Raw genomic sequence first — 23,584 nt, forward strand, 5'->3', positions numbered from 1 at the left:
TCAGCCCGGCGCGCGGGCCGTCGAGCCGCGGACGACCAGCTCCGGGGCGAACAGCTGCTCCACCCGCGACGGCTTCTCTCCGCGTATCTCGGCCAGGAGCGAGTCGACGGCGGCGCGGCAGATCGCGTCGACCGGCTGCCGGATCGTGGTCAGCGGTGGGTCCGCGAACGCGACGAGCGGGGAGTCGTCGTACCCGAGCACGGACACGTCCTGCGGGACGCGCAGCCCGTTCGAGCGCGCCGCACGGATGGCACCGAAGGCCATGAGGTCGGAGCCGCAGACGATCGCGGTGTGCCCGGAGTCGAGGAGGTCGGTCGCCGCAGCCTGCCCGCCCTCGGCGGTGTAGAGCGACGAGCTCACGTGGGTCTCGCCCTCGTCCAGGCTGTGCCGGACGAGGGCCGCGCCGAACGCGGCGACCTTGCGGCGGGTGGGCACGAACCGGTCGGGGCCGATGGCGAGCCCGATGCGGCGGTGACCGAGCGCGACGAGATGGTCGACGGACGCGTCGATCGCGGCCTCGTCGTCGGTGGACACGAAGGGTGCGTCGATCTCGGCGTTGTAGCCGTTGACCAGCACGATCGGGACGCCGGAGTTGTGCAGCCGGTGGTACCGCCCGAGGTTGGCCTGCTTGTCGGCGTGCAGGCCGGAGACGAACACGATCCCGTTCACGGCGTGGTCCAGCAGCACCTCGACGTACCGGTCCTCGGGCGTCCCGCCGGGCGACTGCGTGCAGAGCAGCGGGGTGAGCCGTTCCTCGGAGAGCCGCTGCTCGATGGCGTCGACGAACGCGGGGAAGATCGGGTTGGTGAGCTCCGGCACCACGAGGCCGACCAGGCCCACCGACTTCGTCGTCAAGGACGCGGGGCGTTCGTAGCCGAGCATGTCGAGCGCCGCGAGCACGGACTGGCGGGTGCTGCCGGAGACACCGGGCCGACCGTTCAGCACGCGGGAGACGGTCGCCGTGCTCACCAACGCCTGTTGCGCGATGTCGGCCAGCCGGGTCCCCACCCGTCGAGCCTACGAGTCCGTGGTGCCGGAGCCGGGCGCCTCGCCACAAAGGGGTCGCACGAGTCGAGGGGGCGCCGGTTATCGTCGGCTCATGCCGACCTCCTTCCCCGCCGACGCCGCCGCCTGGCCGGCGTTCCTCTCCACCACCGTGGACGCGTCGCTCGACGACGCCCGCGCGCTGCTCGCCCGTCTGAAGGACGGCACGCGCCGCTCGACGACGGAGGTCCTCGGTCTGTGGAACGACGCGGACATCGCGATCGCGACCGGGTCCGCAGCCGCACATCTGCTGGCGGAGGTGCACCCGGACGCGGACCTGCGCGCGGCCGCCGAGGAGCGGGCGCAGGCGGCCGAGGACCTGGTCACGGAGCGTGGCCTGGACCACGAGCTGTGGCAGGTGCTCGCGGCGACCGACCCCGACGGTCTTGAGCCGGGGGCGGCCCGGCTGCGTGAGCACGTGCTGCGCGACTTCCGCCGCGCCGGCGTCGACCGTTCGGAAGAGGACCGCGACCGGCTGCGGGCCCTCGCGCAGCGGTGCACCGAGCTGGGTCTGGAGTTCTCCCGGAACATCCGCGACGGCGTCCGGAGCGTCCAGGTGCGGCCCGAGCAGCTGGACGGGCTGCCGGAGGACTTCCGCGCGGAGCACCCGGCCGGCGAGGACGGGCTGGTCACGCTGACCACCGAGTACCCGGACCTGCTGCCGGTCCGCACCTACGCGACGGACCCGTCGGTCCGGCTGGCGCTCACCGCGGAGCACCAGCGCATCGGGTGGCCGGCGAACGAGCCGATCCTCGCCGAGCTGCTCCGGCTGCGTGCCGAGCGGGCCACGCTGCTGGGCTACCCGGACTGGCCGACCTACGACGCCGAGGTCAAGATGATCGGCTCCGGCCAGGCGATCGCGGACCTGGTCGACCAGCTGGACGCGCTCACCGCGGAACCGGCGGCTCGGGACGTCGACATCATGCTCGCGCGCTACCGCCAGGACGTCCCCGACGCGGCGGCGGTGACCGCGGCGGACAACCTCTACTACGACCAGGTCATCAAGAACGAGCAGTACGACGTCGACTCCCGCGAGGTCCGCGAGTACTTCCGGTACGAGACCGTCAAGCCCGGCGTGCTGGACGTGGTGTCTCGGCTGTTCGGCATCACGTTGCAGCCGGTCGACGCACCGACCTGGCACGACGACGTCGAGGTCTACGACGTCACCGACGACGGCCGCGCCATCGGCCGGGTGTACCTCGACATGCACCCGCGGGCCGGGAAGTTCAACCACGCCGCCCAGTTCCCGCTGGTGCCCGGCATCGCCGGACGGTCCCTGCCCGAGGGCGTGCTCGTCTGCAACTTCCCGAGCGGCCTCATGGAGCACGACGACGTCCTCACGTTCTTCCACGAGCTCGGCCACCTGGTGCACGAGGTGCTGGGCGGCAACCAGCCGTGGGCGATGTTCAGCGGCGTCGCCACCGAGTGGGACTTCGTCGAGGCGCCCAGCCAGCTGCTCGAGGAGTGGGGCTGGGACGCGGGGGTGCTCGGGTCCTTCGCGACGAACGCCGCCGGGGAGCCGATCCCGGCGGCGCTGGTCGAGCGGATGCGCCGCGCGGACGCGTTCGGGCGTGGCGCGTGGACCCGTCGCCAGCTCAACTACACGGCCCTGTCCTACGGTCTGCACGCGGACCCGCCGGCCGACCTGGCCGCGTATACCGCGGACATCGACGCCCGCTTCGGTCCGTACACGCCGATCGCCGAGACCCACCAGTACGCCGGGTTCGGGCATCTCGACGGGTACGGGTCCGCGTACTACACGTACCTCTGGAGCCTGATCATCGCGAAGGACCTGCGCACAGGGTTCACCGCCGGGCTCATGGACCCCGTCGTCGGGCGCCGGTACCGCGACGCGATCCTCGCGCCCGGAGGCACCGCGGACGCCGCCGAGCTGGTCGAGCGGTTCCTGGGCCGGCCGTCGTCGTTCGAGGCGTTCGCTGCCTGGTTGGCGCAGGGCACGCTCGCCTGACGTACAGGCCGTACCGTGCAGAGGTCACCGTCCGGCCGACCGAGGAGTGCCGATGCAGCTCGCCCTACCGTTCACCGAGGCGATCGCCCTCGCGGAGGCGAAGGAGCCGCGGCCACCGATGGTGCGAGAGCTGCGCTGCGAAGGCTCGACCATCCATGCCGACATCGACCCGCGTGCGATCCCTGACCTGCCCACCCCGCTGCGCCTCGCCGCCGCGGCTGCCGGCACAGTCGCGGTCACGGTCCGGTTCGCCGACTACGCCGACGGGGTTGCGACGCTCGTGGTGACCGCGCACGCGCGGGCGCTCCCTGCGCACAGGCTCGTGCCGTACCTCATCGGTCCGATCAACGGCGCGCTGCGGAACGCAGGCCTGCCCGAAGGCGTGGTGGAGGTGCAGCGCGGTGAGTCGGAGCCCTGGGTCGTGATCGCCGTGCAGCGTGCGATCTCGTCCAAGGTCGAGGGCGTGACCCTCACGAGTCTCGCGCTGCGCGACGCCGTCTTCCACCTCGAGGCGACGGTGGGTCCGCTGCACGTCCGGTGAGACGGATCCCTCACCGGAGCCGTCGGGACAGGGCACGATGGCCTCACACCCGATCGAGAGGACCTGTCGTGCCGCGCACCGTCCAGCTTCGCCGCTACACCGTCAAGCCGCACCTGCTCGAGGAGTTCCTGGCCTGGTGGCAGTCGCGCCTGGTGCCGACTCGCACCGCGTTCGACTTCACGGTCGAGTCCGCCTACCTGAACCGGGACGCCCTGGAGTTCACCTGGGCGGTCAGCGCCGAGGGTGACGCGGACGAGTTCCGGCGGCTCGAGAAGATCTGGATGGACTCGCCCGAGCGGGCTGCCTTGTTCGACGGGATCGACGACGGCTGGCACGACGCGACGGACATCGCGCTCGTGGAGCAGCTCGTCTAGACAGCGCGGGAACAGCCTAGAAAGCAGCGGCCCAGAAGTCGGTGAACACCGGCGTCGGCTGCGGTGACGTCCACGCGTCCGTGGTCAGCAGGATCGCGATGGTGTCCGTGACCGGGTCGGTCCACCAGGTCGACCCCATGCCGCCGTCCCACCCGTAGCTGCCGGCGTGCCGACCGTCGGGGAGGTCGGCGACCTTCACGCCGATCCCCAGGCCCCAGCCCTCGGTGGCGTCGGCGTCGTGCGCGCCGCCCCGAGCGGTCCGCATCGTCGGGTCGCCCGTGCGCAGGTGCTGTGCGAACGCGTGCAGGTCCGCGACCGTCGACACCAGTCCTGCGGCGGCGTCGGGGAAGGCGGGCGGCGTCGCCCACTGCCCGTCGGCCTCGTCGTAGACCTCGGGGCCGAGCCACTGCCTGCCGAGCCGCTCCAGCCGGTCGGGCGGCACGTGGAAGCCGGTGTCGGTCATGCCCAGCGGGTCGAGCAGCCGCTCGGCCAGCAGCTCCGGCAGGGGCCGGCCGGTCGCGCGTGCGACGAGCACCCCGAGCACCTGCGCGCCCGTGTTGTAGAGCCAGCGGCTGCCGGGCTGCACCGACAGCGGCACGCTCGCGACGATCCGCATCCACTCGTCGGGCGCGGGTGCCGCCTGCGGTGCGGGCGGTCCGACGGGCAGGCCCCGCTCGGCGAGCGCACCGAGCACCGTGCCCGGGAACGGCCCGCTGAAGTCCATGCCGAGCCCGAGCCGGAACTCGAGCACGTCCCGCACGGTGATCGGGCGGTCGGCGGGGACCGTGTCGTCGATCGGGCCGCCGGGGTCCCGCAGCACGCGGCGGTCGGCCAGCTCCGGCAGCAGCGCGTCGACAGGGTCGTCGAGGTGGAGGAGTCCGTCGTCGACCAGTCCCATCGCCAGCGTCGCCACCACCGGCTTGGTCACCGACGAGATGCGGAAGATCGAGTCCGGCGTGCTGCTGCCGGCCGTCCCGCTGCGTGTGTCCCCCGCGCGGTCAACGAGCCACGCGGCCCCGTGCACCTCGCCGGACTCGATCCTGGCCTCGACCGCTGTCCTCACGTCCATGGGACCACCCTGCCGTGAGGGTCTGACAGGGCGGAACGCAGGATCGGCGCCACCAGAGAGGTCAGTCGAACAGGTCGTCCAGGAAGCTGCGCTTCTTCTTCTTCTTGTAATAGTCGTCGCGATCCCCGCGGTACCGGTCGTCGTCGCGGTAGCGGTCGTCCGGGTAGCGGGCGGGCGCGGGGGCGGGGGCGGCAGCGGGTTCCTGGCGTGATCCGTAGTACGAGGCCTCGGCGTCGGTGAGCTTCTCGAGCTCGCCGCGGTCGAGGAAGATCCCGCGGCAGCCGGTGCACTGGTCGATGGTCACGCCGTTGCGCTCGTACACGCGCATGTCCGAGCCGCACTTGGGGCAGACGATCGGGTTCATGGTGTCTCCGTCCGGATGGGTGGCCGTCGGGAGGTGAACGTCCGGGCGGCGCGCAGGGTTTCCGGATCGGCCGAACGGTCGGTCCCGCGACGGACGAAGAGCCGATGTCTCGACGGCGCCCGGCCAGCAGGCTCGACGCAACGACGACGACGCCCGACGCGAGGAGTGAACCGGTGCCCAGGCACGCGTGGCGGATACCAGCCGGACTGATCCTGCTCAGCATGGTCCCGATGCTCGCGGGCGGGCTCCGGCTCGCGGAGCTCAGCGGCGACCCGGAGGTGACCCCCGCCAACGAGCGCTTCGTGACTATGCCCGTGCCCGTGGTCGTCCACATCGTGTGCGCCACCGTGTTCCTGCTGCTCGGGGCGTTCCAGTTCCACCCGGGGCTGCGCCGTCGTCGGCCTCGGTGGCACCGGCTGGCCGGCCGCGTCGTCGCTCCGGCGGGAGTCGTCGCGGCCCTGGCGGGGCTCTGGATGGCGGTCTTCACCGAGCTGCCCGCCGGCGACGGTCCGCTGCTCAGGTGGATCCGTCTGGTGTTCGGCAGCGCGATGGTCGCATTTCTGGTGCTCGGTGTCGTGGCGATCCGTCGGCGGGACGTCGTCACGCACAGCGCCTGGGTGACCCGCGGCTACGCGATCGGGCAGGGTGCGGGAACCCAGGCGCTGATCTTCGCGCCCTGGACCCTGGTCATCGGCGCACCGGGCGAGACGACGCGGGCGCTGCTGATGGGTGCCGCGTGGGTGATCAACCTCGCGGTCGCGGAGTGGGTCATCCGGCGGCGGGGCCTGACCGGGCGGCGAACCGCCCGGTCAGGACGCCCGGCCGTCAGGACCGCGACACCACCGGAAGGAGCGCCCGCGTCGGAGCGTGAGCACGCGACTGCGGACCCGGCTGGGTAGCGCCCGCGACAAGACGCGAGTGCCAAGACTCCGCAGAGATGTCCTCCGCTCGCGTTATCGTCGCCGGGCCACGACTTGGGACGACGACGAAGGAGGTGGCGGTGACCGTCTGGGGACCGTTGGCGTACCACCGCGACGTCGCGACGATCCTGGAGCGCGAGAACCCGGTGGCGTTCCGCTCCCAGTACCCGACCGTTCCGACGGGGGAGCTCGAGCAGGTGCTGCTGCGGCAGACGTACCGGGTGGACCCGGTCGCGCACGCCGAGGTGCACACCGCCGTGCAGCGGGCCGCAGACGCCCTCGGGGTCGTGCTCCCGATCGAGATCTACGTCGACGAGCAGGGACAGGGCGCCAACGCCGAGCTGGTGTTCGTGCCGGACCGGGCCGTCCTGGTCCTGTCCGGGAGCACGCTCAACCTGCTGGATCCCGACGAGCTGTGCGCGGTCGCGGGGCACGAGCTGGCGCACCACGTGCTGTGGACCGCGGACGACGGTCGGTACCTGGCGGCAGCCAGGCTGCTCGACGCGGCCGAGTCGGATGCGCGCACCCCGTCGGAGTACCTGGAGACCGCCCGCCGCTTCCGGCTGGCCACCGAGCTGGTCGCGGACCGGGGCGCGATGCTGGCGTGCGGGTCGCTGACGACGACGGTCAGCGGGCTGGTCAAGGTCGTCACCGGGCTGGCCAAGGTCGACTCCGCCGCGTACCTGCGGCAGGCCGCCGAGGTGGACTACAGCGTGCCGAGCGCCGGCAGCACCCACCCGGAGAACGTGCTCCGGGCGTGGGCGCTGCAGGAGTGGGCGGAGCGCGGCCCCGGCGCCGACGCGATGATCGAGGCCGCGCTCGGTCCGCAGCTGGACCTCGCGGTCCTCGACGTGCTCGGGCAGGACCGGCTCGCAGAGGTCACGCGGTCCTTGGTGTGGATGCTCGTCGCGGAGGACATGCCAGGCACCGTGCGCAGCGACGAGGCCCTGAGCCTGGCGCAGCGGTTCGGGGTCACCGTCGGCGGTGTCCCGACGATCACGGACATGCCCACCACCCTGGGCGCTGAGACCCGCACCTACCTCGCGGCCGTGCTGCTCGACTTCGCCACGGCCGACGACGAGGGCGGTGCCGACGACCTGGGCGCGGTGCTGGCGCTGGCCCGCCGGGTCGGCCTGGGCGACGAGCTGCTGCGGATGATCGGCGACGAGCTGGACCTGGGCGACCGGGCGATGACCAGGGTGATGGCGTCGGCGGACTCCCCGCGGGTGGTGCGCTGATGCGCCCGCTGGTCGGGCGCGCGGTGGACCGGGGCGGTCTGCCGGCGGACGACGTCCTCGGGCTGCTGCTCCCGCTGTTCCGCGCGGTGCAGGCGCTGCACGAGACCGGCCGGGTGGCGCCGCTGCGGGGCCTCGCGGCGCTGGACGACGAGGGCGACGACCCGGTGACGATCGACGCGTCGACGGCCGGGCCTCCCGTCCGGAACCGTTCGGCGATCGCCGCGGCAGAGCTGTCGGGTGCGGTCGAGGTGGAGCACCGGGAGTCCGCCGACAACACCATGCGCATCGTCGCCGGCTGGCAGCGCTGGGAGCACCTCGTCGGCCATCACGACGAGCTCACCGACATCGCGAGCCTGGGCGAGCTGTTCGTCGCGCTGGTGTGCGGGCTGGACCTGGCCGAGGAGGACGACGCGGCCCTCCTCCAGCAGCGCCGGAACAACCTGTTCGCGCTGGCGCCCGGGCTGCACCCGGTGCTCGCGACGGTGGCCAGCTCGATGATCGCCCCCGACCGGCGGCGACGTGCGCAGGACCTCGCCGACGTGATCTCGCGGCTGGAGTCGTACCGCGACCAGCCCGAGGACTTCGACCTCGACCGGGTGCTCGGCGCCCGTCCGGAGGATCACCCAGGCAGTCGCGCTGCCGTTCTCCAGCACCTGCGCGACCGGCTGTTCGACGCGTCCCGGCGCAACCCGCTCCTGCACTTCCGGCCCACCGGGCGGACCATCAACCTCACCGAGGCGTCGGTGCCGCTGGTGCTCGACGTGCGACACATCCGAGCGTCGCAGCTGTTCACGTGGGGCGGCCCGGCGTCCTCGCGGCTGCTGGACGGCAAGGTGCTGGACGTCGGCTCGCTGGTCCGCTGGGACGACGCGCCGTACGCCGCGGCGGCGCTCGACGCGCTGATCTCGTCGGCCCGCCGCGACCGCGCCGAGTACGGGCGGGACCAGCTGCGCCTCGTCGTCGCGTTCCTGCGCTGGCACGACGTGAAGAACGACCCCGGCACGCCCGTCGAGTCGCCGCTGGTGCTGGCGCCGGTGACGCTGACCAAGCAGCGCGGGGTGCGCGACGCGTACCGGTTGGAGCTGACCAGCACCGTCGCCGAGGTCAACCCCGTGCTGCGGCACCAGCTGGACGAGCTGTTCGGGCTGCGGCTGCCGCAGACGATCGACCTGGCCGCCGACGGGGCCGTCGAGGAGCTGCGCGCGAGCATCGAGAAGCAGGCGCGCGCCACGGAGCCGGCCGTGGTGGTCGGCCTCGTCGACAAGCCGCGCATCGAGCTGGTCCGGCACGGCGCGCAGGTGGCGGCGCATGCCTACCGGCGACGCCGCCCGTCCAGCCGGCCGACGTACGGCCGCCGCCAGTACGCGTACTCGTACCGCCGTCCCGGGTGGGCTCCGCTGGGCGTGCAGATCTACCAGGACCGCATCCAGAGACGGCCGGTCCCGCTGTCGGTCGAGCTGGGTGACGCACCTGCGCCGCAGCACGTGGTGGAGCAGTCGTCGGTGCAGACGTTCTCGTTGCATGACCAGGCCGACGACAACCCGTACACGTGGGACGTCGACCTGACGATGGTCACGCTGGCCAACTTCAACTACCGCACGCTCAGCCTGGTCCGCGACTACGACTCCCTGCTGACCGAGCCGATGCCGAACGCCGCGTTCGACGAGCTGTTCTCCACGGCCCCGCGGGACGTGGCCGAGCGCGGTGCGACCATCCCCGTGGCCGACCGGTACCTGGTGGTCCCGGCGGACGCGTCGCAGGTGGGCGCCGTGGCCCTCGCCCGCTCCGGGGACAACTTCGTCATCCAGGGGCCGCCCGGCACCGGCAAGTCGCAGACGATCACCAACCTGGTCGCCGACTTCGTCGCGCACGGCAAGCGCGTGCTGTTCGTGTGCCAGAAGCGCGCCGCCCTCGACGTGGTGCACGCACGGCTGCGCGCGCAGGGGCTGGGCGAGATCTGCACGCTGGTGCACGACAGCCAGCAGGACAAGAAGGAGTTCGTGCACGGTCTGCGCGACACGTACGAGCGGTGGCTGGCCGACCACGAGCCGCTGGAGGCGGTCGAGGCCCGCCGGGCGGCGCTGATCGACGCGACGGCCGGTGCGCTGGCCGAGGTCGGCGCGTACGAGCGGGCGCTGTCCGGTGTGCAGGACGTGCTGGACCGGTTGATCGCGCTGCGCGGGTTCCGCTGGGGTGACGACCTGACCCCGGCCGAGCAGGCGCTGCTGCCCGAGCCCGCCGACTGGGTGCCGGCCCGTCCGCTCGTGGACGCGCTCGTGGCGGCCCTGGCACGCGCGGGTGCGCCCCCGGTGCTCGCCCGCACCCCGGTCCGGCTGGTCGACCCGGCAGTCCTCGACGAGTCCCGCGCCGACGCGGTGGTCGCCCAGCGCGCGCAGGAGGCGGTGCACGCGATCGACGCGGTGCTCGCCCTGCTCGTGGCCGCCGGTGCGTCCGCGGACGGCGACGGCCTCACCGTGGACGACGCCGACGCGGTCGGGCAGATGCACGCGGTCCTGGCCCCGCTGGTGCAGCGCGACCTCGGCACGGCCGTGACCCCGCGGACCCCGGTGGCCCGCCGGCTCCAGGACGCGACGGTCGCGTGGCGCGAGGTCGAGGCGACGGCGGACGCGGCCGACCGGGCAGCGACCGGCTGGCGCGAGCCGCTGTCCGCGCCCGACGCGGCGGCCGCCCTGGACATCGCGCGGCGACGCGAACAGTCGATGTGGAAGTTCCTCGACGGCGGCTGGCGGCGCGTGAAGAAGCTGGTCGCGGCCGGCTTCGACGCCGGCGACCGGCAGGTCCGGCCGACGGTCACCCAGGCGCTGGAGCTCCTGGTCGCCCGGTACGACACGGCCGCCCGCGCCGACGCGTTCTCGCAGGAGCTGGCCCGCGAGTGGGGGCACGGCGACCTCGCGGTGCTCAGCGACCGGATCACCGCGATCCGTCGGTACACGGGCGCGCTCGCGGTGTGGCGCACGCGCCTGGCGGACACCGAGCCCGACGACGTCCTCGACCGGCTCCCGGAGCAGGTCGACGCGGTCCGGACGCGGCTGACCGGCCTGGTCGCGGGCGCCGACGACCTCCCGATGAGCGCCCTGCGCAAGGAGCTGCGCGGCCTGACGGGGGCCGACGGCCAGGCGCTCGTGCGGGCGGCGGCCGGCTCGCTGCGGGACCTGGCCGTCGCCCCGACCGTCCTGCGTGCGCTGCGGCAGCTGGATGCCTCGCCGGACGAGCTGGAGCACGCCGTCGTCGCCGCGTCGATGCGCGAGGCCCGCGCGCAGCACCCCGCTCTGAACCGGCTCGACGGCGAGCGCCTGGATGACCTGCTGGACCGCGTCGCCGAGCGCGCCCCGGCGCTCCAGCGTGCCAACGCCGACGTGGTCACCGCCCGGCTGCGGGCCAGGTTCGCGGAGTCGGTCGCGCACTCGCAGCGCAGCGTCACCGGCATGCATCCGGAGGACCGCGCGCTCAAGGCGACGTGGATGGCGGGACGTCGTGAGCTGGAGCACGAGTTCGGCAAGGTGCGCGCCTACAAGTCGATCCGGCACCTCGCCTCGGCGGAACCCGGAGCCGTCGTCGCGGCGATGCGGCCGGTGTGGCTGATGAGCCCGTCGTCGCTGTCGGACACCCTGCCGCTGGACACGTCGTTCGACGTGGTGATCTACGACGAGGCCAGCCAGATCCCCGTCGAGGAGGCCGTGCCGGCGCTGTTCCGCGGCGCCCAGGTCATCGTGGTCGGCGACCGGATGCAGCTGCCGCCGACGCGGTACTTCCAGGTCGGCGGCGCCGCCGAGGCACCCGTCGAGGGCGCGGAGGACGACGAGGCCCCGGTGGGCGTGGTGCTCGACTCCGACAGCTTCCTCGCGGTCGGGTCGGTGCGGCTGCCGTCGACGATGCTCACCTGGCACTACCGCAGCCAGTACGAGGCGCTCATCCAGTTCAGCAACGCGGCGTTCTACGAGGGCCGGCTCACCACCATCCCGGACCGGACCCTCACGCACGTCCGGGCGCGTCCGTTGGACGTGTCGGTCAGCGACGTCCCCTCGCCCGACGACGTCGCCGCCGCCGTGGACGGTCTGCTGGAGCGCAGCATCAGCGCGATGCGTGTGCTCGACGGCGTCTACAGGCAGCGGACCAACCCGCAGGAGGCGGTCTGGATCGCGCACCTGGTCCGCGAGCTGCTGGCACGGGGGACCGGCCAGACGCTCGGGATCGTCGCGTTCTCGGAGGCGCAGCAGTCCGAGATCGAGCGCGCGCTGGAGCGCCTGGGCCGCGAGGACAGCGAGTTCGCCCGCCACTACGACGCCGAGGTCGCGCGCGAGGAGGACGGCCAGGTGGTCGGGCTGTTCGTGAAGAACCTGGAGAACGTCCAGGGCGACGAGCGGGACATCATCCTCATGAGCGTCTGCTACGCCGCCGGCCCGGACGGTCGGATGCGCATGAACTTCGGGCCCATCAACAACGCGGGCGGCGAGAAGCGGCTCAACGTCATCTTCAGCCGCGCCCGTCGGCACATGGTCCTGGTCAGCAGCATCGACCACACCGCGATCACCAACACCTACAACGACGGCGCCAACACCCTGCGCGGCTTCCTGCACTACGCCGACGCGGTGTCCAACGGCGACGCGGCTGCCGCGGCGGGCGTCCTCGCGTCCCTGCGGGAGCGGACCGGGCGTGCTGCGGTGACCTCCACCGCGCCGATCGTGGAGCAGATCGCCGACGCGGTCCGCGCGGCCGGCGTCGAGGTCGTCGCCGGCGTCGGGCAGTCCGCGTTCCGGGCCGACCTGGCGCTGCGTCCGGTCGGCGCCGCGGAGCACACGGTCGGGGTGCTCGTCGACCAGCCGTCGCGGCTCTCCGCGCACTCGCTCGACGAGCGCCGCGTCACCCAGCCGACCGCGCTGCGCTCCGGCGGCTGGCACGTGGTGCAGGTGCTGGCCACGGAGTGGGAGTCGGACCCCGACGACGTGGTGCGGCGGTTGGTGGCCGCGGTTGGCGTCAGCTCCGGACGCTGAGGCCCAGCTCGGCGTGCTGGCCGCGGTAGATCCCGGTGCGCAGCTCGACCGCCCAGGACTCGAACGTCGGCATCTGCGCGGCCTCCGCGACGGCGAGCTCGGCCTCCACGTCGTACGGCACGCGCACGATCTGGATGCCGAACGTCTCGCCGACCGCCTCAAGGATCACGTACGACGCGGTCGTCTCGTCCAGCGGGTTGCCGACGCTGCCCACGTTCACCAGGGTCCGGCCGCGGAACGTCTCGACGTAGGCGTCGTGCACGTCGCCGTACAGGACCACGGCCGGTTCCGGGCCGTCGCCGGTGAGCTCGGTGCTGGCGAACATCGCGGCGAACTCGTCGTCCGTGTGGTGGAAGTGGACGCGGGTGTAGACGCTCGTCGCGGACGCGTGGAACAGGCGGACCTGCCGGCCGGCCAGCACCAGGTCGTGGCTGAGCGGCAGAGAAGACAGCCAGGTCCGGTCGTCCGCGGTGAGCTCGTCGTGCCACCACCGGATGGACGGGTCGTGGTGCTCGCCCGACACCGGCAGGAAGTCGTCCCAGTTCCCGCGGACCGTCAGCGCGCAGCGCGCGCGGGTGCGGGCGATCGACGCCGAGCCGCGCGGACCCTTCCCGGCGACGTCGCCCAGGTTGAGGATCGTGGTGATCCCGCGCGCGTCGATGTCGGCCAGCACGGCGTCGAACGCGGTCAGGTTCCCGTGGACGTCGGACAGCACGGCGATGCGTTCGGAACCGGTCACGCGCGCCAAGTTATCGGCTCACCGCCCGGTCTCGTCGACCGACCGCAGGACGCGGCACGGCGATCCGACGGCGACCACGCGCGGTGGGACGTCGCGCGTGACGACCGACCCCGCACCGACGACGCTGCCCGCGCCGATGGTCACGCCGGGCAGGATCACGACGTTCGCACCGATCCACACGTCGTCCTCGATCCGCACGGGCAGCGAGAACTGCCTGCCGCCGGCGCGCTCCTCGGGCACGGTCGGGTGGCCCGCCGTCGAGATGGTGACGTTCGGCGCGATCATCACGCGGTCGCCGATGTGGATGTCGGCGTCGTCGACGAGCACCAGGTTGAAGTTGGCGTAGAACCCGTCACCGATGTGCACGTGCGAGCCGTACGAGACGTGGAACGGCGGCTCGATCCAGATCCCGTCGCCGGCGCTCCCGAGCAGCCGGTGCAGGATCTCGGTCCGCAGCGCCGCCTCGCCCGGGCGCGAGTGGTTGAAGTCGTACGTCAGCTCCTTGCCGGCGACGCGTTCCGCCTCGAGCGCCTCCAGGCCTGGCCCGTAGTCCACATACAGCTCGCCGGTGTTCAGCTTCGCTCGCACCGCGTCGTACTCGTCCGTCATTGCACGCTCCTCTAGGGTGTCCCGCAGACATCATGCTCGAATCGATCCGAGGCCGGGACATCGCCATGAACGCGCCCTACCAGGACCCTGCCGTTCCCATCGCCGAGCGCGTCGCCGACCTCGTCGGGCGCATGACGCTCCCCGAGAAGGTCGGGCAGATGATGCAGCTCAACGCCCAGGAGGGCGTGGACGACCTCGTCCTGAACCTGCACGTCGGGTCGATCCTGCACACGTCCCCGGAACGGGTGCGCGAGGCGCACGAGCTGACCGCGAGGACGCGGCTCCAGATCCCGCTGCTGATCGCGGACGACTGCATCCACGGGCACTCCTTCTGGGAAGGCGCGACGATCTTCCCGACGCAGCTCGGCATGGCGGCCACGTGGGACGCCGACCTGCTGGAGCGGGCCGCGCGCGCGACCGCCGTCGAGGTGGCCGCCACCGGCATCCACTGGACGTTCTCCCCGGTTCTCTGCATCGCCCGCGACCTGCGCTGGGGCCGCGTGAGCGAGACGTTCGGCGAGGACCCGTTCCTCATCGGCGAGCTGTCCTCCGCCATGGTCCGTGGCTACCAGGGAGACGGGCTCTCCGACCCGACGGCGATCCTGGCGACGGCGAAGCACTTCGCCGGCTACTCCGAGACGCAGGGCGGCCGCGACGCCACCGAGGCCGACATCTCCCGCCGCAAGCTCCGGTCGTGGTTCCTGCCGCCGTTCGAGCGCGTAGCGCGTGAGGGCTGCCGCACCTTCATGCTCGGGTACCAGTCGATGGACGGCGTCCCGATCACGATCAACAACTGGCTGCTCAACGAGGTCCTGCGCGGGGAGTGGGGCTACGACGGCACGCTCATCACCGACTGGGACAACGTCGGGCGGATGGTGTGGGAGCAGCACATCCAGCCCGACTACGCGCGCGCGTCGGCCGCGGCCGTGCGGGCCGGCAACGACATGGTCATGACGACGCCGGGCTTCTTCGAGGGGGCGCAGGAGGCGGTGCACGAGGGGCTGCTCGACGAGGCTGCCCTCGACGCGGCCGTCGGCCGGATCCTCACCCTGAAGTTCGAGCTGGGACTGTTCGAGGACCCCCGGCACCCGTCGCTGGAGCGGCAGACGGCGGTCATCGGCTCGGCCGAGCACGCCGAGCTCAACCTCGAGCTGGCCCGGCGGTCGCTCGTGCTGCTCACCAACGACGGCACGCTGCCGCTCGGCGCGGCGCGGAAGACCGTCGCCGTCGTCGGCCCCAACGCCGACGACCAGCACACCCAGCTCGGCGACTGGGCAGGCTCGTCGGGCCAGGCCGACTGGTTGCCCGACGGCCACCCGCGCGAGATGACGCAGACGGTGCTCGACGGCTTCCGCAACCACGTCCCGGACGGCTGGACGGTCACCCACGCGCGCGGCGCGGACATCCTCACGCTCGGCGCCGACCCCGACGGAGCGTTCTTCCCCGACGGCCAGCCGCGCCCGCAGGTCGTGTTCCCGGTCGAACCCGACGCCACGCTCATCGCCGAGGCGGTGGCCGCGGCTCGCGATGCCGACGTCGTCGTCGCGGTCGTCGGAGACCGGATCGAGCTCGTGGGCGAGGGCCGGTCCACCGCCACGCTCGAGCTCGTCGGCGGGCAGGTCGCGCTGCTCGACGCTCTCGCGGAGACGGGCACGCCCCTGGTCGTCGTCGTCATCGCGAGCAAGCCTCACGTGCTCCCCGCCTCGGCCAAGAACGCCGCCGCGATCATCTGGGCCGCGAACCCCGGGATGCTCGGCGGGCAGGCGATCGCCGAGCTGGTGCTGGGCCGGATCGAGCCGTCCGGGCGCCTGCCGATCTCGTTCGCGGAGCACGTCGGCCAGCTGCCCGTCTTCTACAACCAGCTTCCCGGCCAGCACGGGACCCGGTACGCCGACCTGACCCAGCGGGTGCCGTTCGCGTTCGGCGAGGGGCTGTCCTACACGACCGTGGAGTACACCGACCTCCAGGTGGTGGATCCGGTGCTCGGCCTCGACGACACCGTCCGCGCCCACGTCACGCTGCACAACACGGGCGACCGGCCGGCGCGGGAGACCGTGCAGGTCTACGTCCGCGACACCGTCACGTCGGTGACCTGGGCCATCAAGGAGCTCAAGACGTACCGGCAGGTGGAGGTCGCTCCGGGCGAGCGGGTCGTCGTCGACCTCACGCTGCCGGTCGCGGACTGCACGCTGGTCGACGCGAGCGGCGTCCGGATCGTCGAGCCGGGAAAGTTCGAGCTGCTGGTAGGGCCGTCGTCGCGCGACGAGGTGCTCCTGCGGGCGGGCTTCGTCGTCACGGGCTGACCATGGACCTCGACGCCACCCGGGCGACGTACGACGCCGTCGCGGAGGACTACGCGCGCCTGGTGACCGGGCTGGACGCCGAGGGGCCGCTCGACCGCGCGATGCTCGCCGACTTCGCCGATCGTGTCGACGGCCCTGTCGCGGACGTCGGCTGCGGGACGGGCCGTCTGACCGCGTACCTGGCCGGGCTCGGGATCGACGTCGTCGGCATCGACCTGTCGTCCGGCATGATCGCGGTGGCACGGCGCGCGTACCCGTCGCTCCGCTTCGAGGTCGGGTCCATGACCGCCCTCGACCTCCCCGACGGGAGTGTGGCGGGCGTGCTGGCCTGGTACTCGATCATCCACACGCCACCCGAGGGTCTGCCCGCGGTCGTCGCCGAGCTGCGCCGCGTGCTCGCCCCCGGCGGCCACCTGCTCCTCGGGTTCCAGGCCGGGCACGACGAGCACCGGTCGATGACCCACGCGTACGGGCACGACGTCGAGTGCGACGCGTGGCTGCACTCGCCCGACACCGTCGCGGCCCTGTTGGACGATGCGGGGTTCGTCGTCGACGCCCGTCTGGTCCGGCAGCCCGTCGGCCAGGAGCGGCGACCCCAGGCGAGCCTGCTAGCCCGCCGCCGGGGGAGCCTGACGGCGCAGTGACATGATGGGCCCGGCCGACCGGGCTCTCCGCGCAGACGGTGACCAACGCGACGCGGCGGCTGCTCGAGCAAGGGCTCGTGCGCGAGGAGGGCGAGGCGTCGCGGCTGGGACCGGGCCGGTCGGGCACGCTCACGCACCTTGAACGCCCGCGACAGAGGAGCACTGTGCACGGCAACCCCCTGCTCGCCGAGGCGCGCATCGACCGGTTCGTGGCTGACCAGATCGTCCCCGCCGTCTACCGCGGCCGCGTCCCGCTGGCCCTGACCGCCTGGACCGTTCCGGGCGAGCCGGTCCCGTTCCCGGAGGCGGTCGGTCAGGAGTATCAGCCGGTCGCGCCCGGCCTAGCGTGGGGTGCCCCCTGGAGCACGACCTGGTTCCACGTCACCGGGGAGGTGCCCAAGGGCTGGTCGGGCGAGGGCACGGCGGTCGAGCTGGTGATCGACCTGGGGTTCTCCCGGTCGAACCCGGGATTCCAGGCCGAGGGGCTGGTCTGGCGGCCGGACGGCACGACGATCAAGGGCGTCTCGCCGATGAACCAGGCCGTGCCGTGGAGCGGCGACCGGCACGTCGACGTGTTCGTCGAGGCGGCCGGCAACCCGAACATCGCCGGCGGCTTCGGCTTCGTCCCGACGCCGTACGGCGAGCTGGCCACGGCGGGGACCGACCCGCAGTACGTGCTGCAGCGCGTCGACGTCGCCCTGCGTGACGTCGCCGTGTGGGAGCTGCTGCAGGACCTGACGGCGCTGATCGGGCTGATGAAGGCGCTGCCCGCGGACTCGACGCGTCGGGCGAGCATCCGGTTCGGGCTCGAGGAGCTGCTCGACACGGTCGACCCCGACGACGTCGCGGGGTCCGCCGCTGCCGCCCGCACGTCGCTGCGCCCGCTGCTCGACGCACCTGCCTCGGCCAGCGCGCACCACGTCTACGCGGTGGGCCACGCGCACATCGACTCGGCGTGGCTGTGGCCGGTGCGCGAGACCGTGCGCAAGTGCGCCCGGACGTTCTCCAACGTCATCGCACTGATGGACGCCGACCCGGACTTCGTGTTCGCGTGCTCGTCGGCTCAGCAGTACGCCTGGATGAAGGAGTACTACCCCGAGCTGTTCGCGCGGATCCGCGAGAAGGTCGCTGCGGGCCAGTTCGTCCCCGTCGGCGGGATGTGGGTCGAGTCCGACACCAACATGCCCGGCGGCGAGGCGATGGCCCGGCAGATGGTGGCGGGCAAGCGGTTCTTCCTGGAGGAGCTCGGCGTCGAGACGCAGGACGTGTGGCTGCCCGACTCGTTCGGCTACTCCGGGGCGCTCCCCCAGATCGTGCGGTCGGCGGGGTCGCGCTGGTTCCTGTCGCAGAAGCTGTCCTGGAACGACACGGACCGGATGCCGCACCACACGTTCACCTGGGAGGGCATCGACGGGTCGCGCGTGCTCACGCACTTCCCGCCGGTCGACACCTACAACTCCGACCTGTCGGCGGTCGAGCTGCTGCACACCGAGCGGAACTTCGCGGAGAAGGGCGCCGCCGGCTCGTCGATCGTGCCGTTCGGCTGGGGCGACGGCGGTGGCGGCCCGACGCGGGAGATGGTCGCGTCCGCGCGCCGGTTCGCTTCGCTCGAGGGGGCGCCGACGGTGGAGATGGGCAGCCCGAACACGTTCTTCGCCCGGGCCGAGGCCGAGCTGGCGCAGCCGTCGGTGTGGACTGGGGAGATGTATCTCGAGTTCCACCGCGGCACCTACACGTCGCAGGCCCGCACCAAGCAGGGCAATCGGCGCACCGAGCACCTGCTGCGGGAGGCCGAGCTGTGGGCGGCCACCGCGGCGGTCCAGACGGGGGCCGAGTACCCGTACGACGACCTCGAGCGGCTCTGGCGCACCGCGCTGCTGCACCAGTTCCACGACATCCTGCCCGGCAGCTCGATCGGCTGGGTGCACCGCGAGGCGGAGGAGACGTACGCCACGATCGGCGCGGAGCTGGAGGACCTGATCGCGACCGCGGCCGCCTGCGTGGTCGGTGACGGTGATGCGCCCGTGCTGCTCAACGCGGCGCCGCACGCCCGATCCGGGGTGCGCGCTCTGGGCGCCGGGCCGGTGGAGCCGGCCGAAGGGGACGCGGTCACGCTCGTCCGCGACGACGACGGCACGTTTCGCGTCCGCAACGGGCTGGTCGACGTCCACCTGACGGCCGGCGGTCAGATCGACTCGCTGCGCGACCTGGTGGCCGACCGCGAGGTGATCCCGGCTGGTGCGCCGGCCAACCTGCTGCAGCTGCACCGGGACGCCCCCGCGCAGTGGGACGCGTGGGACATCGACAAGGAGTACCGCCGGGTGGGCACCGACCTGCTCGACGCCGACAGCCGCGAGGTGGTGAGCGAGACTCCCGACGCCGTCGTCGTGCGCACCACCCGCTCGTTCGGTGCCTCCCGGCTGGTGCAGGACATCACGGTGCGCCGCGGCAGCGCGGCCGTCGAGATCGTCACCGAGGTCGACTGGCACGAGCGGCAGAAGCTGCTCAAGCTCGCGTTCCCGCTCGACGTGCTGGCGGACCGGTCGGCCGCGGAGACCCAGTTCGGCCACGTCTTCCGCCCGACGCACACCAACACGTCCTGGGACGCGGCCCGGTTCGAGGTCTGCGCGCATCGCTGGGTGCACGTCGGCGAGACCGGCTACGGCATCGCGATCGCCAACGACTCCACCTACGGCCACGACGTCACGCGCCGGCCCGGTGGCTCGGGGACGACCGTCCGGCTGTCGCTCCTGCGGGCTCCGCTGTTCCCGGACCCGGAGGCGGACCAGGGGCAGCACCGGATGACCACCGTCCTGCACCCGGGTGCGGGGATCGCCGATGCCGTCGTGGACGGCTACCGCACCAACTTGCGCGAGCGCGTGGTCCTCGGCGCTCGCACGGCGGAACCGCTGGTCACGGTGTCGAACCCCGCGGTCGTGGTCGAGTCGCTCAAGCTTGCCGAGGACCGGAGCGGCGACGTGATCGTGCGCCTGTACGAGTCGGTGGGAGGGAAGGCGCGAGCGACACTCGTGCCCGGGTTCGCCGTCGCCGGTGCCAGGGCGGTCGACCTGCTGGAGCGGGACGTCGACGCTCCCGGCGTCACGGCGACCGACGAGGCCGTCGAGCTCTCCTTGCGGCCGTTCCAGCTGGTGACGCTGCGCCTGCCGCGAGCCTGACCGACGATGGTCGTGCACGATCGGCACCCTCGAGAGGACCCCCCGCTGTGAAGACCTTCACCCTGCCCGGCACGGACCTCGTCGTCCCCAACGTGGTGCTCGGGCTCATGCGGATCACGGACAAGGCCGACGACGAGATACGCGCTCTCGTGGCCGCCGGGCGGGACGCCGGGATCACGATGATCGACCACGCCGACATCTACGGCGGCGCGATGCACGTGTGCGAGCGCCGGTACGCCGAGGCGCTGCGCCTGACTCCGGCCGACCGCGCCGAGGTCGTCATCCAGACCAAGTGCGGCATCGTCCCGCCCGACGGCTTCGACTTCTCCTACGAGCACATCATCGAGTCGGTGGACGGCTCGCTGGCCGCGCTCCGCACCGATTACATCGACATCCTGCTGCTGCACCGCCCGGACGCCCTGGTCGAGCCCGAGGAGGTCGCGCGAGCGTTCGACGAGCTCGAGGCGGCGGGCAAGGTGCGCGCGTTCGGCGTGTCCAACCAGACGCCCGGGCAGATCGCGCTGCTGAAGAAGTTCGTCCGGCAGCCGATCGTCGCCAACCAGCTGCAGCTGTCGATCACGCACTCGTCGATCATCGCCCAGGGGGTCGCGGCGAACATGCAGGCGGAAGACCAGTCGATCGACCGCGACGGCGGCATCGTCGACTACTGCCGACTGCACGACATCACCATCCAGGCGTGGTCGCCGTTCCAGGCGGGCTTCTTCACCGGCGTCTTCCTCGGCTCGCCCGACTACCCGGAGCTCAACGCGGTCATCGACCGGCTGGCGGCGAAGTACGACGTGCCCGCGATCGCCATCGCCACGGCCTGGATCACCCGGCACCCCGCGCGGATGCAGGTGGTGCTGGGGACGACAAGCCCGGACCGCGTAACCGGTGCGGCGCAGGGGTCGGACATCCCCCTGACGCGCGCCGAGTGGTACGAGCTGTTCCGGACGGCGGGCTACATCGTCCCGTAGGGCGGCTGCACTGCCGTGACCAGCGCGTGAGGCCGGTGCTAGCGTCGAATCGTGACTCCGCAGGAGCTCGAGAACCTCGCCCACCTGCGCCGCGCCCGGGACCTGATCGACCGCGACTACGCCAAGCCGCTCGACGTCCCCACGATGGCGGCCCGGGCGCTCATGTCGCCCGCGCACTTCTCGCGACAATTCCGCGCGGCCTACGGCGAGACGCCGTACAGCTACCTGATGACCCGTCGGATCGAGCGCGCGATGGCGTTGCTGCGTGCGGGCATGAGCGTCACGGACGCGTGCATGGCGGTCGGCTGTACGTCGCTCGGCTCGTTCAGCTCCCGGTTCACCGAGATCACCGGCGAGACACCGACGGCCTACCGCCGTCGGGAGCACTCGGCGGTCGAGGCCATGCCCGCGTGCATCGCGAAGGCTCACACGCGCCCGGTCCGCAAAGCGAGCAGGATCGGAGAAGCGACGCCCGCGACCGCTTCCTAGGCTCGACGTCATGACGATCTCACTCCAGTACACCAACATCACCGTCAACGATGTCGAGGAGTCCCTCGGCTTCTACCGGGACGCCCTGGGCCTCGAGGTCCAGAACGACGTCTCCTCCGGCGGGTTCCGCTGGGTCACCCTGGGCACCGACGCTCAGCCCGGCTTGGGCATCGTGCTCTCCCAGCCCCACGCCGGCCGCTCGCAGGCCGAGGGCGACGCGATCCAGGAGCTCCTCACCAAGGGTTCGCTGCCGGCGCTCGTGTTCGCCTCCGACGACGTGGACAAGGTCTTCGAGACGGTCCGCGCGTCCGGTGCCGAGGTTCTCCAGGAGCCGAAGGACCAGGGCTGGGGCCCCCGCGACTGTGCGTTCCGGGACCCGTCGGGCAACGAGATCCGGATCTCGCAGACGTCCTGAGGGACCCGTCGCTGTCGTCAGGCGCTGTTCGCGGCGCCTGGTGAGTGGTTGCCGGCTCGGATGAGGTCGGAGGCGCGTTCGGCGATCATCACGGTCGGCGCGTTGGTGTGGCCGCGGATGATCCGTGGCATCACTGACGCGTCGACCACGCGCAGCCCGTGCAGGCCGCGGACCCGCAGCTCGCAGTCCACCACCGAGGCATCGTCGCTGCCCATGCGGCAGGTGCCGACCGGGTGGTACGCCGTCTGGGCGTAGTCCCGGACGAGCGTCGTCAGCGTCGCGTCATCGACCTTGCCCGGATAGGGCGCCATGGGGGCGCCGACGTAGGGACGCAGCGCCGCGGCGTCGCACAGCCGCTCGGCGATGCGCACGCCGGTGACAAGACCGCGCAGATCCGACTCGGCGGTGAGGTAGCCCGGGTCGATGACCGGCGGCTCCGCCGGGTCGCCACTGGCGAGCCGGACGTTGCCGCGGCTCTCCGGTTGCAGGAGCTCCACCGCCAGGGTCACCCCGTGCCCGGGTGCAGCGGACAGGCCCTCGCCCAGGATCGGGAAAGGAAGCCAGACGAGCTCAAGATCGGGGGCGGCCAACGCTGGGTCGCTGCGGACGAAGGCGACCGCCTCGTTCACGCTGGAGGTGAGCATCCCGCGGCGCAGGAGCAGGAACCGGACCAGCTGGACCGGGGAGCCGGCGCCGACCAGTGTGATCGGCTTCGGGCAGTGGAAGAAGATCCCGCAGGCCAGGTGATCCTGCAGGTTCGCTCCGACACCCGACAGGTCGTGGCGCGGCTCCACGCCGGCAGCTCGCAGCTGGTCGGCGTCGCCGATGCCGGAGAGCATGAGCAGCTGCGGTGAGTGGACGGCGCCCGCGCTGAGGATCACCTCGCGGGTGGCGGTGATCCGCCGGGTCACACCGGCCCCGTCCAGGTACTCGACGCCGGTGGCACGGCTCCCGTCGAGCAGGATCCGCTGGGCGTGAGCACCGGTGACGACGGTGAGGTTGGGCCGCCTTCTGGCGGGGTGCAGGTACGCGTCCGCGGCACTGTGCCGCAGCCCGCGGCGCTGCGTCACCGGGGTTGGTGCATAGCCGGTGTTGTCCGGCTCGTTGAGCTCGCCGAGACGGTGCATGCCCAGCTCGGCACAGGCTTCCAGGAACGCCGACGTGGTCGGGTTCGGGTCGCGCAGCTCGGAGATGAACTGCGGACCTGAGGTGCCGTACACCCCGCCACGATTGCTCCCCACGCGGCGCTCGGCCCGCCGGAAGTACGGCAGCACCTCGCCGTAGGACCAGCCGGGACAGCTGCGCGCCCAGCCGTCGTAGTCGGCGCGGTGCCCACGGGTCCACGCCTGCCCATTGAGCGATGACGAACCGCCGAGGGTCCTGCCGAGCGGCCAGTACAGCTCCCGGTCCGACAGCTGCGGCTGCTTGGTCGTGCGGTAGTTCCAGAAGTACTCGGTCTGGAAGAGCTGGACGAACCCCGCCGGTATCCGGATCTCCCGCTTGCGGTCCGAGCCGCCCGCTTCGAGCAGGGCAACCTGGCACGCGGGGTCGGCCGAGAGCCGGTTGGCCAGCACACAGCCCGCCGACCCGGCGCCCACGATGATGTAGCCGTAAGTTCCGGTGGCCATCGCACGTCTCCTGGCCCTGCCGTGGACCCGAAGGAGCTCCAGCCAGTTCTACCGCGGGTCGACGAGGCGGGCA

The 23,584-nt window shown here is 72.3% G+C and carries 18 protein-coding genes; 12 read left to right on the top strand and 6 right to left on the bottom strand.

Annotated features, from left to right (window positions below):
* Positions 1-1,008 carry a LacI family DNA-binding transcriptional regulator gene (locus ASG23_RS11520; RefSeq protein ID WP_056024826.1) on the bottom strand — a complete coding sequence of 336 codons (1,008 nt, stop codon included), beginning with the start codon at positions 1,006-1,008 and terminating at the stop codon, positions 1-3.
* A gap of 91 nt (positions 1,009-1,099) precedes the next feature.
* Here ASG23_RS11520 and ASG23_RS11525 point away from each other — a divergent pair, with 91 nt between their 5' ends.
* The 3 genes from ASG23_RS11525 to ASG23_RS11535 all read left to right on the top strand — a co-directional run bounded on the left by ASG23_RS11525 (position 1,100) and on the right by ASG23_RS11535 (position 3,928).
* A complete protein-coding gene (locus tag ASG23_RS11525; RefSeq protein WP_056024829.1) occupies positions 1,100-3,013 on the top strand; it encodes a M3 family metallopeptidase in 1,914 nt (637 codons plus the stop codon).
* A 52-nt stretch (positions 3,014-3,065) separates the two neighbouring features.
* Entirely contained in the window at positions 3,066-3,554 is a 489-nt protein-coding gene (locus ASG23_RS11530) for a hypothetical protein (protein WP_056024832.1), read from the top strand.
* A 68-nt stretch (positions 3,555-3,622) separates the two neighbouring features.
* Positions 3,623-3,928 (top strand): hypothetical protein, encoded by a 306-nt coding sequence (locus tag ASG23_RS11535; protein ID WP_056024835.1) that lies wholly within the window; start codon positions 3,623-3,625, stop codon positions 3,926-3,928.
* A gap of 16 nt (positions 3,929-3,944) precedes the next feature.
* Here ASG23_RS11535 and ASG23_RS11540 read toward each other — a convergent pair whose 3' ends face one another.
* Together ASG23_RS11540 and ASG23_RS11545 are read right to left on the bottom strand one after the other, a co-directional pair.
* The gene (locus ASG23_RS11540; RefSeq protein WP_056024838.1) at positions 3,945-4,997 is read right to left on the bottom strand and encodes a serine hydrolase domain-containing protein; all 1,053 of its coding nucleotides are present in this window, start codon (positions 4,995-4,997) and stop codon (positions 3,945-3,947) included.
* A gap of 61 nt (positions 4,998-5,058) precedes the next feature.
* Positions 5,059-5,361 carry a TFIIB-type zinc ribbon-containing protein gene (locus ASG23_RS11545; RefSeq protein WP_056024841.1) on the bottom strand — a complete coding sequence of 101 codons (303 nt, stop codon included), beginning with the start codon at positions 5,359-5,361 and terminating at the stop codon, positions 5,059-5,061.
* A 173-nt stretch (positions 5,362-5,534) separates the two neighbouring features.
* Between ASG23_RS11545 and ASG23_RS11550 the strand changes: the two genes are divergently transcribed.
* From ASG23_RS11550 to ASG23_RS11560, 3 genes are all read left to right on the top strand, one after another.
* Entirely contained in the window at positions 5,535-6,260 is a 726-nt protein-coding gene (locus ASG23_RS11550) for a DUF2306 domain-containing protein (protein ID WP_235521039.1), read from the top strand.
* 101 nt (positions 6,261-6,361) lie between these two features.
* Positions 6,362-7,519 (top strand): M48 family metalloprotease, encoded by a 1,158-nt coding sequence (locus tag ASG23_RS11555; protein ID WP_162242689.1) that lies wholly within the window; start codon positions 6,362-6,364, stop codon positions 7,517-7,519.
* On the top strand, positions 7,519-12,531 hold the full coding sequence (locus tag ASG23_RS11560; protein ID WP_056024850.1) for an AAA domain-containing protein: 5,013 nt from the start codon (positions 7,519-7,521) through the stop codon (positions 12,529-12,531). The genes ASG23_RS11555 and ASG23_RS11560 overlap by 1 nt, the downstream gene beginning before the upstream one ends.
* Here ASG23_RS11560 and ASG23_RS11565 read toward each other — a convergent pair.
* Together ASG23_RS11565 and ASG23_RS11570 are read right to left on the bottom strand one after the other, a co-directional pair.
* A complete protein-coding gene (locus tag ASG23_RS11565; protein ID WP_056024853.1) occupies positions 12,515-13,270 on the bottom strand; it encodes a metallophosphoesterase family protein in 756 nt (251 codons plus the stop codon). The two genes, ASG23_RS11560 and ASG23_RS11565, sit on opposite strands and share 17 nt — an antisense overlap.
* Positions 13,271-13,288: 18 nt before the next feature.
* Positions 13,289-13,879 (bottom strand): sugar O-acetyltransferase, encoded by a 591-nt coding sequence (locus tag ASG23_RS11570; protein ID WP_056024856.1) that lies wholly within the window; start codon positions 13,877-13,879, stop codon positions 13,289-13,291.
* A 65-nt stretch (positions 13,880-13,944) separates the two neighbouring features.
* Between ASG23_RS11570 and ASG23_RS11575 the strand changes: the two genes are divergently transcribed.
* The 6 genes from ASG23_RS11575 (at position 13,945) to ASG23_RS11600 (ending at position 21,883) form a co-directional block, all read left to right on the top strand.
* On the top strand, positions 13,945-16,182 hold the full coding sequence (locus ASG23_RS11575) for a glycoside hydrolase family 3 N-terminal domain-containing protein (RefSeq protein ID WP_056024859.1): 2,238 nt from the start codon (positions 13,945-13,947) through the stop codon (positions 16,180-16,182).
* Positions 16,183-16,184: 2 nt separating this feature from the next.
* Complete coding sequence (locus ASG23_RS11580; RefSeq protein ID WP_056024862.1) at positions 16,185-16,826, top strand: class I SAM-dependent DNA methyltransferase; 642 nt, start codon at positions 16,185-16,187, stop codon at positions 16,824-16,826.
* A 164-nt stretch (positions 16,827-16,990) separates the two neighbouring features.
* On the top strand, positions 16,991-20,002 hold the full coding sequence (locus ASG23_RS11585) for an alpha-mannosidase (RefSeq protein ID WP_056026199.1): 3,012 nt from the start codon (positions 16,991-16,993) through the stop codon (positions 20,000-20,002).
* 47 nt (positions 20,003-20,049) lie between these two features.
* Positions 20,050-20,979 carry an aldo/keto reductase gene (locus tag ASG23_RS11590; RefSeq protein WP_056024865.1) on the top strand — a complete coding sequence of 310 codons (930 nt, stop codon included), beginning with the start codon at positions 20,050-20,052 and terminating at the stop codon, positions 20,977-20,979.
* Positions 20,980-21,030: 51 nt separating this feature from the next.
* On the top strand, positions 21,031-21,468 hold the full coding sequence (locus ASG23_RS11595) for a helix-turn-helix transcriptional regulator (RefSeq protein ID WP_056024868.1): 438 nt from the start codon (positions 21,031-21,033) through the stop codon (positions 21,466-21,468).
* Between the two features lie 10 nt (positions 21,469-21,478).
* The gene (locus ASG23_RS11600) at positions 21,479-21,883 is read left to right on the top strand and encodes a VOC family protein (protein ID WP_056024871.1); all 405 of its coding nucleotides are present in this window, start codon (positions 21,479-21,481) and stop codon (positions 21,881-21,883) included.
* A 17-nt stretch (positions 21,884-21,900) separates the two neighbouring features.
* On the opposite strand, the gene ASG23_RS11605 is transcribed toward ASG23_RS11600, so the two are convergent.
* Positions 21,901-23,511, bottom strand: a complete 1,611-nt coding sequence (locus ASG23_RS11605) for a GMC family oxidoreductase (protein ID WP_056024874.1) — start codon at positions 23,509-23,511, stop codon at positions 21,901-21,903.
* Between the last annotated feature and the right edge of the window lie 73 nt (positions 23,512-23,584).

Origin of the sequence: Cellulomonas sp. Leaf395, from assembly GCF_001424125.1 — a bacterium.
Taxonomy (GTDB): Bacteria; Actinomycetota; Actinomycetes; order Actinomycetales; family Cellulomonadaceae; genus Cellulomonas.